Origin of the sequence: Vreelandella titanicae (assembly GCF_014697095.1) — a bacterium.
GTDB classification, from domain to species: Bacteria; Pseudomonadota; Gammaproteobacteria; order Pseudomonadales; family Halomonadaceae; genus Vreelandella; species Vreelandella titanicae.
In genome coordinates this window covers 3,916,795-3,932,755 of the sequence record NZ_CP059082.1, presented here as the reverse complement: position 1 = coordinate 3,932,755, position 15,961 = coordinate 3,916,795, and the positions used below count along the sequence as shown (strand labels likewise).

At 44.5% G+C, this 15,961-nt stretch carries 11 protein-coding genes; 10 read left to right on the top strand and 1 reads right to left on the bottom strand.

All coding sequences use genetic code 11. The annotated features are described in order from the left end of the window. Nucleotides 1-4: 4 nt before the first annotated feature. Nucleotides 5-739: a DUF5677 domain-containing protein gene (locus tag HZS52_RS18185; protein WP_190373325.1), complete on the top strand. Its 735-nt coding sequence runs from the start codon at nt 5-7 to the stop codon at nt 737-739. 944 nt (nt 740-1,683) lie between these two features. Then, nucleotides 1,684-2,688 (top strand): hypothetical protein, encoded by a 1,005-nt coding sequence (locus tag HZS52_RS18180; RefSeq protein ID WP_190373324.1) that lies wholly within the window; start codon nt 1,684-1,686, stop codon nt 2,686-2,688. A gap of 220 nt (nt 2,689-2,908) precedes the next feature. Here the strand turns inward: HZS52_RS18180 and HZS52_RS18175 are convergent, their stop codons facing one another. After that, the gene (locus HZS52_RS18175) at nt 2,909-4,276 is read right to left on the bottom strand and encodes a hypothetical protein (protein WP_190373323.1); all 1,368 of its coding nucleotides are present in this window, start codon (nt 4,274-4,276) and stop codon (nt 2,909-2,911) included. A gap of 522 nt (nt 4,277-4,798) precedes the next feature. On the opposite strand from HZS52_RS18175, the gene HZS52_RS18170 reads away from it, so the two are divergent. From HZS52_RS18170 to HZS52_RS18135, 8 genes are all read left to right on the top strand, one after another. Then, entirely contained in the window at nt 4,799-5,410 is a 612-nt protein-coding gene (locus HZS52_RS18170) for a recombinase family protein (RefSeq protein WP_190373322.1), read from the top strand. 1,016 nt (nt 5,411-6,426) lie between these two features. After that, nucleotides 6,427-7,641 carry an O-antigen ligase family protein gene (locus tag HZS52_RS18165; RefSeq protein WP_190373321.1) on the top strand — a complete coding sequence of 405 codons (1,215 nt, stop codon included), beginning with the start codon at nt 6,427-6,429 and terminating at the stop codon, nt 7,639-7,641. Nucleotide 7,642: 1 nt separating this feature from the next. Continuing rightward, nucleotides 7,643-8,410: an ElyC/SanA/YdcF family protein gene (locus tag HZS52_RS18160; RefSeq protein ID WP_190373320.1), complete on the top strand. Its 768-nt coding sequence runs from the start codon at nt 7,643-7,645 to the stop codon at nt 8,408-8,410. A 45-nt stretch (nt 8,411-8,455) separates the two neighbouring features. Further along, nucleotides 8,456-8,893, top strand: a complete 438-nt coding sequence (locus HZS52_RS18155) for a low molecular weight protein-tyrosine-phosphatase (RefSeq protein ID WP_190373319.1) — start codon at nt 8,456-8,458, stop codon at nt 8,891-8,893. A 595-nt stretch (nt 8,894-9,488) separates the two neighbouring features. Continuing rightward, nucleotides 9,489-10,640 carry a polysaccharide export protein gene (locus tag HZS52_RS18150; RefSeq protein WP_190373318.1) on the top strand — a complete coding sequence of 384 codons (1,152 nt, stop codon included), beginning with the start codon at nt 9,489-9,491 and terminating at the stop codon, nt 10,638-10,640. A 42-nt stretch (nt 10,641-10,682) separates the two neighbouring features. Then, nucleotides 10,683-12,941, top strand: a complete 2,259-nt coding sequence (locus HZS52_RS18145; protein WP_223827961.1) for a polysaccharide biosynthesis tyrosine autokinase — start codon at nt 10,683-10,685, stop codon at nt 12,939-12,941. Nucleotides 12,942-12,947: 6 nt separating this feature from the next. Then, nucleotides 12,948-14,762 carry an ABC transporter ATP-binding protein gene (locus HZS52_RS18140; protein WP_190373316.1) on the top strand — a complete coding sequence of 605 codons (1,815 nt, stop codon included), beginning with the start codon at nt 12,948-12,950 and terminating at the stop codon, nt 14,760-14,762. Nucleotides 14,763-14,787: 25 nt separating this feature from the next. Then, nucleotides 14,788-15,933: a hypothetical protein gene (locus tag HZS52_RS18135; protein ID WP_190373315.1), complete on the top strand. Its 1,146-nt coding sequence runs from the start codon at nt 14,788-14,790 to the stop codon at nt 15,931-15,933. Nucleotides 15,934-15,961: the final 28 nt, after the last annotated feature.

The following is a 15,961-nucleotide window of genomic DNA, read 5'->3' as shown; positions in this document are numbered from 1 at the left end:
TGATATGAGAGCAGATTTTCTCCGTAACTGGCGTTCATATGTAAAGATAAGAAACCAAGCGATAGTGGGAATAAAGTTTACGGATAGAAGAGAGCACCTAATTTGTGGGTTGTTTAGTCGCGTTGATGGGCTGTCTCAAGAAATAATAAAGTTGCTTAAAAGTGAAGGTTCGTTGGGCTGTCCTCCTATGATGAGATCGGCTCTTGAATCTTATATAGACTTAAAGTGTTTGAAGAAAGATGAAAAATACATTTACGAATTTGAGGCTATGCATGTAGATAGCCAGATAAAATATTATAAAGCTTATAGCGGTGAAAATATTTGGTTTAAAGAAGTGAGCGAAGCAGAGGTAAATCTGAAAATTGAAGCATTAAAGGAAAGAAAAAATGATCTATTGGAAGGTAGGAAAAAGCCAATGAGGTTGAAAGAGCGCTTTGAAATGGCCGAGGAAAGTCACGCATATGATGCTATTTATCACAACTTGAGTAACCTTGTTCATTCTTCTATTGATGCATTGGCAAATCAATATGATGGTAAAAATCAAGTGTTGAATATGAAACCAAAAGAAAGCCAGACCAATTATTATTATAGCAGTACAATAAGTTTGTGTTGTGCTACACTTATTGAAACTCTCGAAGCTTTGGGTCATAAAGAACACATAATTGATGAGCTTCAAAATGTTATGAAAGCTGTCAATAAAAAAGCTAGGGATGCATCACAGATAAAAGTAACTATTTAGTCTCTCAAATAGGTGTGTTCGACTATGGGAATCATGCTTATTTCTTCCCTTACTATATTTGACTCCTATTCGCGGTAAGAAAGCATTGAACTAAAAGGAGTGAGTTAATATATATTGGGCGCACCATCTGATTTAGATTGCTTAACAAATCCTAATAAATAGAGAGGGATGTAACAAGAAATTAATGTTTTCTAGCCTTTTGCGCTTATTAAATACGAAATGTGTTTACCTTAAATCACCATTCTACGTTACATAAAATTACAGTTTGACTTGAGTCTATGCACTGTGGTTTAATGGTTTAAGTACCTCACAACTGAATATCTGAACCGGGCTTCCTCTTAATGGATTTGTTTCCCGGCTCTTTTTTTGCGTCTGTTATTTGAACAAAAAATATTAATCACTTACACGGTGCTATGTTCACTGTGGGGCACAGTACTGTGTTCAAAAAACCTATAAGAGTCTTTAGAGAAATCGAAAACTCATCACCACTAAACTGTAATCCAACCCAAAAGAGAAAAGAAAAATATCACTTCAGCTAAGCCTGTAAATGCATTACCAAAATGCCTAATTAACAGTTTGACAAGTCATAGATACAGAATTTAAGTATTTTAAATTAGATGAAAAAATCATACAGCAGCTGTATCCCTTTATTAACTTATAAAGTGATTCCGCAAAAATATCCGAAGTATTATGCTAGGAATTTTCTTAGAGTAGTTTTGTGTTAGATGTTTTTTTTTGTTGTCTCATTACTATTTTTATAGCCTACTAAAATTATTGTGGAAAGTAATTTTCTAAATCAACAATACATGAAAATTTAGTATCATAATTTTAAATTATTGAATAACCCATAGTTGGTTCGTTCTTAAAATCTAACTAACTTAAGAACTTTGACACAATGCCTAAATCACTGTAGAGGAGGGCTAATGCATAAATAAGGAGCAATAGTGACTATACAACTAGCAGAACATATGATCGATAACGCTTATGAAATCATTCATCCAGAAAATATGTCTAAATTAAAAGAGAGAATGGATGATGGTAATGAGTATAGATTTAAAAGATGCATACAAGCATACGAAAGTACTTTTCAGTGTGTTAATTCATTAGAAGATACTTTCCAAGACGACTCTGAAGTCCTTATTAAAGAATGCGACGTTAATTCAAATAAAAAGAAATCCAATGCTGGGAGGAAACCGAAGGTAATAAATAATCAGGTACGTTATCTAATGTTAACTTATACGGCTATAAAAGACATACCTGTAGAGGTTATGAACATATTAGAAGGTATTGCAAGATTTGATTGGTATTCTAGGCAAATGAAAAATGAAAACGTCATTGCTCCATTACCATCTATTAACTATTCACCAGTCCCCTTTAAAGGTTTATACAAAGAATGCGACGTTAATTCATCCTTGGCAATAGAAGGGTTTCTGTCCCCTGCGGGTGAAACTCGGAAGCAGTATCTAATAGGTCTACATAAAAATGGTAATGCTGATGCTCTAAGTGTATCCAAAATTGTACGGTGCCTGAAGAAACTTGATGAGATTTGCACAACTCGCATTAAGTCCATCCTTGGTATAAATAAACGACAAGCTCAGAGATACGTTAAGGCATTGGAGATAGCTATGCCTTACTTAGTCTTAGCCTTTGAACAGACTTTTGAACGACAGGCTAAGTTGTGGGTGATTAGAAGACGTAAGTTTCTGGCTTCTGAAGGTATCTTTATTTCTACTCAGCACGATGAGGAAATGCATTTGAAGAATAAGTTCGATAACTTAATGATAAATGCAATAGGTGGCGTGGAATCCCTTAACTACAGTGAATATATAGAGGGAGTTTATGTACCTTATGAAGGTATAAAAATTGGAAAATTCAGACCGGACTTCATTGATGAAAAAGTTAACGAATCATCTGAACAATTAAGTATTGAAAATCCAATGGCGGCATGATTTCAATAGAAGACGCACAAGGTAATAAACAAAGGCTTAATGGAGCTGTTCACTAAGCATGATCTATGCTAACAGCTCTGCGTCTCAAAAAGAAATTTGTGTACCATGCCTCGTCTAATAAAGGGCTTTAATTTACCGATTATAATATCTCTGCCTTAGAAAAAGTGTTCTCATTGAGCCTCGCATATCGCAAATTAAATCATTAATATTTTTGATCAATCTACTCTATTATTGCATATTGCAAGCTACTTCTAGAAATAATCGCATCTATACTTCTATCAATCAAGGCTTCTAAATGTCTTTGAAAATATATTATTTTATCTATTGTATTTTCATCATATGGTTCACCATGTACAAGCTTATTTCTTAGCCTGGACAAAGACTCGACTTCATTAGATGACAAAGGAACCAAACCTTGAGTATTTATTTCATAGCTACAAATAAAATCATTGTAATTAGCCCTTAGAGAAGTTCTGTTCAAACTATTTATTTTTTGACATAGTTCATCTAGCTCTTCTACTTTATCTCCTTCATGGACTTCAGAGTAATGTTCTTTTATATTTTCTTTTATTTTATTTCTTAATCTTTTCCACTTTGAACTATTTGAAATTATAAATTCACTCTTATTGCTTCTGCTATGACTAAGTATTAAGCTTTCCATACATGTGAATGCTTGGAGATATTTCATTTCAATAGAGTTATGACTTGGAATGACTAGGTGATTGAATGCTAACTTTAGCGAATGATCAAAACTTGGTTCTTTTAACTTATTATAAGCTTTTGAAATAAAAGCAGGTAAATCATTGTAGTTACGGCGTTCAGAAATTATTGTCCCTCGGTCGCCAGGGGCAGGCATAACACGATCGCCTCGGTGGCGTGTAATATGCCAATCACTTGATATAACTTCCCACATGTAACAAACGGTATGTTTATTGGTCGCGTAAGAGGCTATTAGAAGAACATCGTCAATGAGTCTACATAGTTCTTCACCTTTTTCCTCCAGGCTTTCTACTTGGTTAGTTTTAATCTCAACAAAGTGAATTATTTCTTGAGTAATTTTGCCACCAACAACACTAGTGGTATAGTAAAAATCAAATTCTAAATTTAAATTATGCACTTGAAATATCAATTTCTCTTCAGGCTCGACCTTAACAAGGCCGCGCTCATCAAAGGAATGGAAAATACCTCTATTTAAAAAACTATTTCTCGTTATGTGAAAACGAAATATTAGTGCATCTTTATCAGCGTTAGCATGTTCTAACTTTTTTTTAACAGTAATTTTTAATGGTTTTGTTTTTACAAAATTTTCGCCGGGAAAGCCATTGCTTGAGTTTTCACCAAGTACCATATCTTCTGCTTCTATTATTAAGCAAGGCTCTCCTTCATTATTAAATGCATCCTCGCCAATAAGCTTACTTGACCCGAGGCTATAAGCAACTTTGCTATAATGAATGCTTTCAGGATATAGTTCGATCTTCGGTTGATCGTATTGACTATCGCCGTATATTAGCTTAGTTGGTATAGCTACCGACCTAATACCTTTTTTTAATAATACTGCATTGAATCTTTTGCTTCTGGCCAACGTCATGTATAAGTCCCTTTCTATTGTAATGATTTTAACTCACAGGGCTGCGTGGATTGTTGATATATGCATAACCACGACCCGGATTCCAGCAATCTACATCGCTGCTTTCAGCTCAGCCCAATCAGACGCGGTAAAACGCGTGAAGCGATTTACCAGCTTAACCAGCAGGATGTCCACTCGTTTGGAATTATCGACCAGCTGGGAAAGCCTCCATGGTCTTCTTAGCACGACTGACATTCTTGTTTTCTGTAGTTGCTAAAAAATAAGCACGAATGCAGGTCATACATCTATCATTTGGTCAATGTACTCACTTGCTTCATTCATAATGAATGATTTATTTGAGTTTTCAACTTCTATTTATGAACATAGATATAGACTTATCTTGAGCGTACCTTCTTAGGTATATTTCAGCGAACACACCTAGGAAAGCCCTTTTCGTGTTCATTAGATAGGCATTGACAACCCAAACGAACACATAAATAATGAACACACTCAAAAGAATACAATACATTGGAGTGTGTCGAGATGACTTTTATTCGTGCCTACCTTCGTGCTTCGACAGAAGACCAGAACGCTAGCCGTGCTAAGAAAGCCCTAGAAGCCTTTGCCAATGATAAGGGGGCGCGTATAGCGTCATGGTATATAGAGAATGCCAGCGGCACTAAGGCTGACCGTACAGAGCTAGCTCGCCTAATTGATGATGCGCAAACTGGAGACATTCTACTAATTGAACAGGTAGACCGCCTAACACGTCTTACCAAAAGTGATTGGGACAAGCTGAAAACAGCTATACAGGGTGCAGGGCTTCGTGTGGTCTCTCTTGATCTGCCAACTAGCCATGTAGCAATGGTCGTAAGCGCCAGCGATGACTTTACAGGGCGCATGCTGGATGCGGTTAATTCTATGCTCATGGATATGCTTGCCGCTGTTGCTCGCAAGGATTATGACGATAGGCGCAGAAGGCAGGCTGAAGGAATTGAAAAGGCAAAGGCCCAAGGCGTTTATAAAGGAAGACCTGCCGATGAGGTTCTGCATCAGAAGATTCGAGAGCTTCGAGAGAAAGGCTTTAGTATTCGGAAAACGGCTGATCTTGCTGGATGTGGTGTTTCGACCGTTCAGCGAGCTCTCAAGTCTTGAATATGAAAACGTGCTTATGTATGTGTCTGGCAAGTAATTATGAATTTTAGAAAAAAATTATATATCAAGTAAGCATTTGCATAGGGCTGTGCTATGTCAAAGTTCTATGCGCTCGCTATGTCAAAAGCTCAAAATCTGTCCGTGTTCTTGTCCATACCTGCATCGTTGTAGAAGGGGGGTGCTTGAAATCTCTGATATGAGTCCAGTGGTCTACAACAAACTCTTAGAATTTCTTTTGGGCGCTTTTGAAAGGCATGAATTTGATACACATTGGTGATACAAAATGGGTTTTTTTGGGTACAATCTGGGTAGCGTACTGGGAAGTGTGCGCTAACAAGTGAAGGCTGAAATTTCTTTTTAAATCAATTGCCAAGGCACTCGGAAAGCAACTCGGTAGTGGTGGCTGCGTGTGCCGGGATGTGGCTTTTGGGGCCGCCTCCATTTCTGATACTCTGTCCGCCTCAACTTGACATAAAATCCGGTCAACGTTTAATAATCTTACCAATAGGCGCTTTGTCATATACCGCCAAAAGCTTCGCCACTCACGTTTCAAAATATCTACAAATTTGCCAGCCTCAAGACTGATTCCTCTCATACTGTAGTGTATCCCTCAAATTTGGTGCCTTTTCCTCTTTAAATGTTCACTACCAGCCAAAATTCTTTTGCTCAGTCGTAGCCGTAAAGATCTTGGTATTAGCTTAATAGAACAATTTAAGCATTTATTAAGGTCTTAGAACGGCGGTGGTGGAAGTGATTAATTTCACTATATTGCCTTAATTAGAATAATAGGTGAATTTTATCTACTATTTATTATCTATTAGATAAAATAAGCTGTGCAATCTGCCTGTTATCTATCTTCCTAAAATAAGCCAACATTTATTGATGCCATTGAAGGTAGTAAATTATTGCTATTTTTTTTGCCACAAAAGTCGATAAGATGCGAGTGTAGAACAAAACAGCAAAGCATATACACTGTTTCGACCGTGCACTTGTGACCTTTTAAAGGTAGACAACCCATGCAGGCTATAGCAATTACAATCTTGCCATTATTGGTGCCGCTGGGCTATTGGCTTGCATTAATGATAATCATTTTATGGGGTGGGCTTGCGTGGAATAAGCGACAAGGTTGGTGTCATGCAAAGCAAACGAACTGGCATGATGATGGTTTTCTGCTGGCTTTGTTGCTAGGGGTAGGGACGGTAGAAATAATGGCTGGCGCCTTGCACGGCAGTTTGCGTCAGGCGCTGCCATTGGCAGCCGCCGCTTGGCTAGGAGCAGTTGCCTTGATAATGACTCGCGCTGTTCATCCACGGCCATCAGCTTGGTGGGCTGGCTTGGCTTTAAGTGGATTAGGAGTAGGGGGATGGGCGGTTTGGCAAAAAATTGGAGTGGGTTTAACCCGTGCGACAGGGCATCCGCCGCTACACTCCATTTTTTTCGGCAATTTGTCGTTATTAACCGCACTGTTGTGTTTGGTCGGTCTGGGATGGGCCTGGCAACAGCAATCAACAAAATTTCTTTGGGTCGCGCTGCTCCTGGGTGGTTCGGTGGGAGGCTGTTTAGCTTCAGCACTCTCTGGCTCTAGGGGAGGTTGGTTGGTATTGCCGCTCGCGGTATGGGTATTCTATCGCAGCTACATGTACCGGTGGCAACCTAAATGGCGATGGCTGGGTATGTGCTTTGTGTTTACCGTAATTGTACTGGTGTATGTGACCCCACAGAGCGGCGTGGAAAAGCGGATGGACAAGGCGGTGGCCGAAGTGCGCCAATATATTGACGGTACCGATTATGGTTCTGTAGGGGCTCGACTGGAAATGTACCGAGGTGCATTGTGGTTAATCTGGGAGCGCCCTTTCTTGGGCTATGGGCATCAAGGCTATCAAACAGCCATGCAAGAATTAGAGGTAAGGGGAGTAATAAGTCCGAAGTTAGGCAATTATTGGCATGCTCACAACGACCTTCTTGATGCTTGGGTACGACGGGGGGGGCCTGGTCTCCTGATGGTACTGTGTCTTTACCTTGTTCCCTTATTGCGCTTTCTTCCTGGCTTGCGCGCTGAAAACCCTATACATCGATCTTTTTCAGCGTCAGGAGTGTTGCTGGTGATTTCTTTTATGAGCTTCGGCTTGAGCTACTCTTTTTTCGCTTACCCCGCAGGAATCGCGCTCTATACTATCTGGCTGATTTTTCTTTGGGTTCAGGTCTCTGGAAAGGCCTCACAAAATTGTTGATATGTATACTTTAATAAAAAGCCTAGCAGCTATTTTTTTGATGCCTATGCCTTTAATGGCGGTTACTTTCGCTATCGGTTGGCTATTTCGTAAGCTGGGCCTGCACCGTTTTGGTGATAGCTTAATCATAATGTCCATGATCTTGCTTTTCCTGGCAGCCTGGGCGCCAGTGGCAGATAGTTTACTGAGGCCGCTGGAATCTAAGTACGCTGCTTTGTTGACATGGCCGGAAGAGCAGGAAATTAAAGCGGTTGTAGTACTCGGCGGTGGGTGGCAGCCAAATCAACCTTGGTCGATAACCGGCCAGCTTAGCGACAGTTCGGGTTTACGTCTTGTGGAGGGGCTGCGGCTGTGGCTACAGAATCCTGAAGTACCATTATTAGTATCCGGAAATGGTACGGATTCTGAAATGACGATGGCACATGGCTATGCCGAAGCTGCCCAATCATTAGGGGTACCTGCAGACCGTATTGTAAAGCTAGTATCACCCAAAGATACGGCAGAAGAGGCCAAGGCCGTACAAGCGTTACTTGGCAAAGGTGCACAAGTTCTGTTGGTGACATCTGCATCACACATGCCGCGTGCGATGCGGTATTTCGAGTTGGAAGGTTTATCCCCAGTAGCGGCACCTACGCATTACTTGGCTATGCAGAGTGAGAGCTTCGGACTGGCTTACTGGATACCCTCTGCGCGCCAACTACGCAAAACCGAACGCGCTATTTACGAGTTATTTGGGTTGTTGGCTATTCAGTGGGAGCATTGTTCGTGATATTTATAAGCCTGCACCTTTGATTACTCAAGAGATAAAGAAGCCATGTTCGAACGAATACTGGTGGTCTGTACCGGCAATATTTGCCGTAGTCCCGTAGCTGAGGCATTTCTTAAGCAGTGCCTACCCGATCGACAGATTAGCTCTGCTGGCCTTGGGGCGCTAAAAGGTGAGCCGGTATCAGTGCTTGCGCGTCAATTAGCTGAGGCCGATGGCCTTGATGTCACAAACCATCAAGCACGGCAACTAACATCGACAATGATAAGAGAAGCAGACCTCATTCTCGTTATGACCGAAGGTCAGCGTAGAGCTGTGGGTAAACAATCACCTCAATCATTAGGCAAAACGTTACTGCTCGGCCGCTGGCTGGATGGTGGCAAAGGGCGCGATATTCCCGATCCTTACCGCAAGACCGTAGAGGTCTTCGCGCATGTTCATATACTGCTTAAAGATGCGGCCCATTTATGGTCTAAAAAGCTCTAGTATTTTTAAGAAAACTTCCCGCATTTTTTCTATAGATAATGATGTGATGTTATCGATGAGACTTTTAGATTTGGGTCTGTTTTTAATTTGTATATTAAAAGCATGTGTTTCATATGGTTTTTAATTATTTTCGTAATTTTTCAATAATTAATAAACTAATGTTAATGGTAGTATTAAAGTAGCAAGAAAGTAATTAAAACTCTCTCCGATGCATTAGTAAATTCACGAGCTAATTAAAAATTATCTTTTCTATCGAATGAAATTTTAAACCAGCCCTCCTGGCATTAAACCAGCCCTCCTGGCATTAAACCAGCCCTCCTGGCATGATGTTACTTATCCTCTTTGATGAATTTAACCGTACTTTATTGCGAGTATAAGGTTTTACCTACCTCACCCTCTCATAACTATGTAAATAGAAACGCATTATTTGTGTTTTTGTGTAAACTTATGTGTACCTGTTTGATAGACAGTGATGTCTTCTGTCGGTACATAGGTTGGTATCGCCAGGACTAGTTCCAAACCAAGGCTCTGGGAAATGTCTGTTCACAATCCCCGGGCGGTAGCGTGGCAAGACAAAAAGCAAAGGGATAAAAAAATGAATAAATTCAGCGAATCGGAAAGTTTAGAAACAAAAAAGCGCCTAATGCGGATTGTTCGCTATCTGCCACTTATCATGCTCTTGGGGATACTTAGCGGCTGTGCTATGGCACCTGGCGGGCATATTGATGAAAGTGAAATTGAACAATCGTTGGATGGTCGAGTGGACGTCCAGGCAATCACGCCGGAGTTGGTAGACACAATGCAAGCCCCGATAGTACCTGACCCGGCAAGCCCACAGGCACTGCATGCGCAAGTGCAGGGCTATGAGTACCGCGTTGGCCCTGGCGACATACTTAGCGTGATTGTTTATGACCATCCTGAATTGACCATTCCTGCGGGTGCGGAGCGTTCCGCAGCAGAAACCGGTAATCGCATTCGACCCAATGGCACGATGTTTTACCCCTACGTGGGGCGTGTAGAGGTTGCGGGGATGACGCTTGATGAGGTGCGTGACCTTATTGCTCGCCGGCTTGCCGATGTAATTAATGATCCCCAGGTTGAGGTAGGGATAGCGGCCTTTAACTCTCAAAAAGTCTATATCAGTGGTGCTGTAGCGAATCCAGGCACACTGCCTCTGACTATCGTGCCGATGACGGTACTCGACGCCATTAGTGAAGTAGGTGGGGCCCAAGACAATGCGGACTGGCGCAATGTAACGCTGAGCCGCAATGGTAGCGAGGAGCGCATCTCGCTTTACGCGATGATGCGTCAAGGCGATATGACTCAGAACCGATTACTGCACGATGGCGACTTGCTTCATGTTCCCACTATGGAGAATCAGAACGTGATCGTGATGGGGCAGGTGATACGTCCCGGTGCGATTGCCTTGGGTAACGAGCGCATCACCTTAACGGATGCATTAGGCCGAGCGGGGGGCGTAAATGAAGCGCGTGCCGAGCCTTCAGGTATTTTTGTGGTGCGGGGTAACCCGCCGGGTAGTGAGAAGATCGCCACCATTTATCAGCTGGATATTCAGGACGCCACGCGGCTATTGCTAGGAACGCGTTTCCCTCTCGAGCCACAAGATGTGATCTACGTAACGTCAGCGCCGCTAGCTCGCTGGAATTCTGTGATCTCACTGCTGCTTCCTTCAGTCAGTCTACCGGGTAATGTCGCAACGGTTGCGACGGATGTCGGTGAACTGTAAGCATCACTTTGAATAATATTTAATGAGTAATGAGGCATGGCTATGACTAACTTTCCCCCAGCCCCTCCGTCGTCGCCTGCCTCCCAGGAGAGCAACGACCTTAATCTTCGCAAGTTGGTAGATACGCTTTCCGACCATCGCTGGTTTATCGTTTCGGTGACGGGTCTTTTTCTTTTAGGTGGGTATTTTCACGCCAGCTCGCAGCCGAGCATCTTTCAGGCGGATGCCTTGGTTCAGATAGAGACCCAGAGTACGAGCTTGGCGTTGATGGAATCACTAGGAGAGCAGCCACCCGATAACCCAACCGCCGCTGAGCTTGAAATCTTGCAGTCGCGCTTGGTTTTGGGAGAAACCGCTGATCGGGAAGACTTAGCTATTCGGGTTGAGCCGCGCCGTTTACCATTGGTGGGAAACTTTTTGGTAAATCATGGGATTAACCAGGACTCAATCGAAAGCTTCACTCCGGCGTTCATACGTGAATGGTTAGGGTGGGAAGAGAATAGCAACTGGCACAATCCGTATGCGTGGGCTGGTGAGTCGCTCAGAGTTGCACGTTTCGATGTGCCCGACGAAAACGTGGGTAGCGAGCACGTACTGCGTATCAATGAAGACGGAAATTTTGAGTTACTGTTCGAAGAGGAGCTGCTGCTTAGTGGCAAAGTCGGGGAGACAGTACAGAACGAGGCATTGGGATATCGACTTTTTGTCAGTCAGGCGAAAGCGTATCCCGGCACAGAGTTTATTTTAAAGCGGACGTCTTCCCTGAATGCGATTAAGGATCTGAAGAGTCGTTTTGAGATATTGCCGCGAGGCATTGAATCTGGAGTTTATGAATTAACGCTTAACGGTGCGGATCGCATTAAAGTTCAGCCCACACTTGACACGTTGACCGGCGTTTTTCTGACTCAGAACGTGCAGCGCCATTCGGAAGAAGCAGAGAAGCAGATCGCTTTTCTCAATGAGCAGATTCCTCAGGTTAGCGACCAATTATCTAATGCCGAGGGAATGCTCAATGATTACCGGGCGCAACGTGATTCGGTGGATTTAACTTTTGAGACCCAAAATCTACTTACTCGTGTGGTAGAGGTAGAAAACCAACTCAGCGAGCTGGCCATGAGGGAGGCAGACTTAGCTGAGCGCTACCGCCCCTCACACCCCAACTATCAAACACTGTTAAGACAGCGAGGCCAACTTGTAGCCGAACGTGACAGCCTTAATGCCCAGGTCAGTGAATTACCCGAAACGCAGCAAGAAGTGCTCCGACTGACCCGGGATAGCCAAGTCAACCAGCAAGTATATGTGCAACTGCTCAATCAACTTCAAGAGATGCGACTGGTCAAGGCCGGTACCGTAGGTAACGTGCGTATTCTGGACGCGGCGATGCTGAGCCCTGGTACCATCGCGCCGCGTATTCCTCTCATAACGGCAGTTAGCGGCCTGATGGGCGCGTTGCTGGCGATGATGATGGTCGTGGTGCGTTTACTACTCAGTCGAGCGATTAAGACACCAGAACAACTTGAAGAATTGGGGCTGCCAGTTTATGCCACGCTACCGGAGTCGGGCGAGCAGACAGGCCTCACCGAACGAATCCGTCCGCGTCGTTCGAAAAAGGCTCAGGAAGTGTTCCGAGGTTTGTTAGCTATCAGTAAGCCTTCTGAAATTGCGGTCGAAGCCTTGCGTGGACTACGTACCAGTCTCTATTTCGCCATGCTTGAATCAGACAATAACAGACTGATGGTTACCGGGGCGAGCCCTGGGGTTGGTAAGAGTTTTGTGGCGGCCAACTTGGCTGCGGTATGTGCCCAGGCCGGTCAAAAAGTGCTGCTGATCGATGCCGATATGCGTCGGGGCCACTTGCACCATGCGTTTCATGGCAAGGGAGTAAAGGGTCTGTCAGAGTTGTTGGCTCGGCGCATCGACCTAGAGGAAGCCGTTCGTCATAGCGACTTGGAGGGATTGGATTATGTCTCAAGAGGTAGTGTGCCGCCTAATCCCTCAGAACTTCTGATGCAGCAGAGCTTCCACGATTTTCTTGAGGCGATGAGCTTGCGTTACGACCTGGTGATAGTGGATACGCCGCCAATACTAGCGGTGACCGATGCCACGGTGGTGGGCAAATTAACAGGAACCAGTTTGATGGTAGTGCGTTTCGACTGCAACCCTCCTGGCGAAATCAAGGCGGCCAAACGACGCCTAGAGAATGCTGGCGTGAGGCTCAAGGGTGGAATTCTAAATGGTGTTAAGAAACCCACCAATAGCCGCCATGGTTATTATGGTAGCTATCTCTACGCTTACCGGTGATCCAATATGCTAAAGCAATTGCGCGAATTCTATTCATTATTGACTCAGCAACAACGGCGTCAATTGTTAAGGCTCCAAGTGTTGATTATTGGTATGGCACTAGCTCAGATCGCCGGCGTGATTGCTATCGGGCCTTTTATGGCATTGGTTGGTGATATGAGCAAACTCCAGGGTGATGGCTGGCTTGCCTGGGCTTATACCTTCAGTGGCATGCAGAGCCCCAAGAGTTTTTTGAGTTTATTGGGCGTGCTGGTACTTGGCGTACTGTTATTGGCGGCTCTGTTTTCTATATATACAACTTGGCGACTCGCGCTCTATAGCGCTCAAGTAGGGGCAGAGCTCTCAAGCCGTCTCTATCGCTATTATCTGCACCAGCCCTGGTTGTTTCATTGCAATCAGAATACTAGCAGCCTGATCACTAAAGTATCCGCAGAAATCCAACGAGTGACCATTAGGATCATCAATCCTGCCATGGAGCTTAATGCCAAGTCAGTCATGGTGACAATGATGACCTTGGCAATATTCCTCTACAACCCCGTGGTGGCATTATCTGGGTTGGCGATCTTTATTGGCACTTATTTACTGCTTTATCAAACGGTTCGCCGCTATCTGTCTATTAATGGGAAGCGCGTTTCGGAGGCACAATCCAAACGCTTTAAATTGATGAGTGAGGGATTTGGAGGAATTAAAGATCTGCTTTTATTGCACCGGCAGTCCGCGTTTACCTCGCGCTTTGAAAAGGCTAGTAATCGTATCGCGCGTGGCGAGGGAGTGACTCAGGGGTTAAGTGAAGCCCCGCGTTACGCCATCGAACTGGTGGCTTTTGGTTCGGTGATTATGCTAGTGCTTTATCTGCTAAATCTTTACGAAGGTAACCTGGGCGAAATTTTGCCGGCACTCTCCATTTATGCGTTAGCCGGCTTCAAGATGCTGCCAGGTTTTCAAAAGATCTATACATCTATCACCAAAATTCGCGGCAACTTGGCCGCTTATGACGCAATTCGTGAGGACTTGATAGCAAGTCGTGATGAATCGAAATATGGCTACGTAGCTAGCAGCGCTCAGTCTGATATTCGGATCACACCATGGGTGCCTCAACGAGAGATCAAGCTGCAGGATGTAGTCTTCGACTACCCAGGAACGCGGGCATTAGCACTGGATGGGCTAACGCTTAGGATCCCAGTCAACCAAATGGTGGGCCTAGTGGGAGCGTCAGGAAGCGGCAAGAGCACTGCTGTGGATCTATTGCTGGGCCTTATTGAACCTCAGCAGGGCCAAATCCTGATCGATGATGTCCCTCTTACACTGGAAAACTTGCGCCATTGGCAGGCGGGAGTAGGGTTCGTTCCTCAACAGATATTCCTTTCCGATGCCAGTATTCTTGAAAACGTCGCTTTTGCTATTGAGCGTAAGGATATTGATGTCGAAAGAGTCAAAGAGGCGCTACGTATGGCGCAGCTTGATGAGCTAATTGAAAGGTTCCCCGAAGGTCTTGAAACACGTATTGGCGAGCGCGGGGTGCAGATATCAGGCGGGCAACGTCAACGTTTGGGCATCGCGCGTGCACTTTACCTCCAAGCCAGAGTATTGGTGTTCGATGAAGCTACCAGTGCTTTGGACGGCATCACCGAAAGGCGAGTTATGGAAGACATCCAGCGGTTTTCTGGCCAGATGACCGTGGTACTGATTGCTCATCGCCTGGCGACGGTCAAGGAGTGTGACATCATCTATATGCTCGAGGATGGGCAGGTGAGCGATGCTGGCACCTATGATGAGCTTGCCAGCCGTAATCATACCTTCCAGATGATGGCCAACCTCTAGCTACGGTAGATAAAAGGATATCACCATGAACCTGATTGGTGCGCTGCTGCTGTTTTTGGGTCTTTCACTGAGCAGTCTTTATCTATTCCCCAGCGGTGCGCCACAGCTGGCTGATTTTGTATTGATAGGCTTTGCGAGTGTGATGCTGGTGATGTCTCTGGGCGACGAACGCCTTAAAGTCTCACCCTTCGCTATATGTTGGGGAATGATGGTGCTATGGGTGTTACTGGTGTGTCTTAGCTGGACGCTGGTAATGGAAACCACCACCTTTTTTAGGCCTGCTCAGTTTTTTCTGTTCAATTTCTTGGTGGGGATGGCGTTATTGCGTTTTTTGGGCGTGTACGGCGAAAGTGCCAAAGGTGTCATCCGTAATGGTGTGTCTATCGCGCTATTAATTGCGGGTAGCCAAGCACTGGTGCAACTGGCCATGGGGGTCAGTCGTACTACCGGGAGTTTTAATAACCCCAATCAACTAGCTTATTTTTCGCTATGCGGCGTGGTGTTGCTGTTAATGCTTGATGATTTTCGTCCGCGTATGCGGCTCTTAGGCTTGGCAGGTCTTGCTTCTGGCGTGCTGGGAATTCTTGCAGCTTCATCGTTGGCGGCCATGGGGGGCGGTGTCCTGGTGCTGGTTGGCTGGGCTATGGCTAACGCCAAGCAAGTCAAGCACTTTGCTCGCTTGTTACTGCTCGTTCCTCTGTTACTACTCGGTGTGCTGGCAGCCAATATTAGTTCTGATGGCCAAGTGCTGCGCAACTTGGAAGCACGCATGGATAGGGCACCGAGTAAGGTGGATAGCATCTATGAGGAGCGCAAATTCGACCGACTGATGAATTTCCCCGAATATGCCATCCTGGGTGCGGGAGAGGCCGAGCGGGAACGTTTCGCTCCTTATGATGGGCAAGAAATTCATTCTTCTTACGTCAATATGTTGTTTGCTTATGGTCTGCCAGGGCTCGGACTTTTTCTATTGACGATAGCTATCGTATTGCGACGAGCACCGCTTTACGTCTGGGCTGGAGTGGCCGGACCATTGATCTATTCCACTACTCATAACGGTTTACGCGGGACGCTTTTTTGGATGGTACTAGTAATTGGTTGGTATCTATATCGGCAAGGCTCGATAGTTGCTTCGCGCCATAGTGTGGCTATAGAACACCCTTTACAGTGATGCCGCTTTCAGATTCGCTCGGGCAATA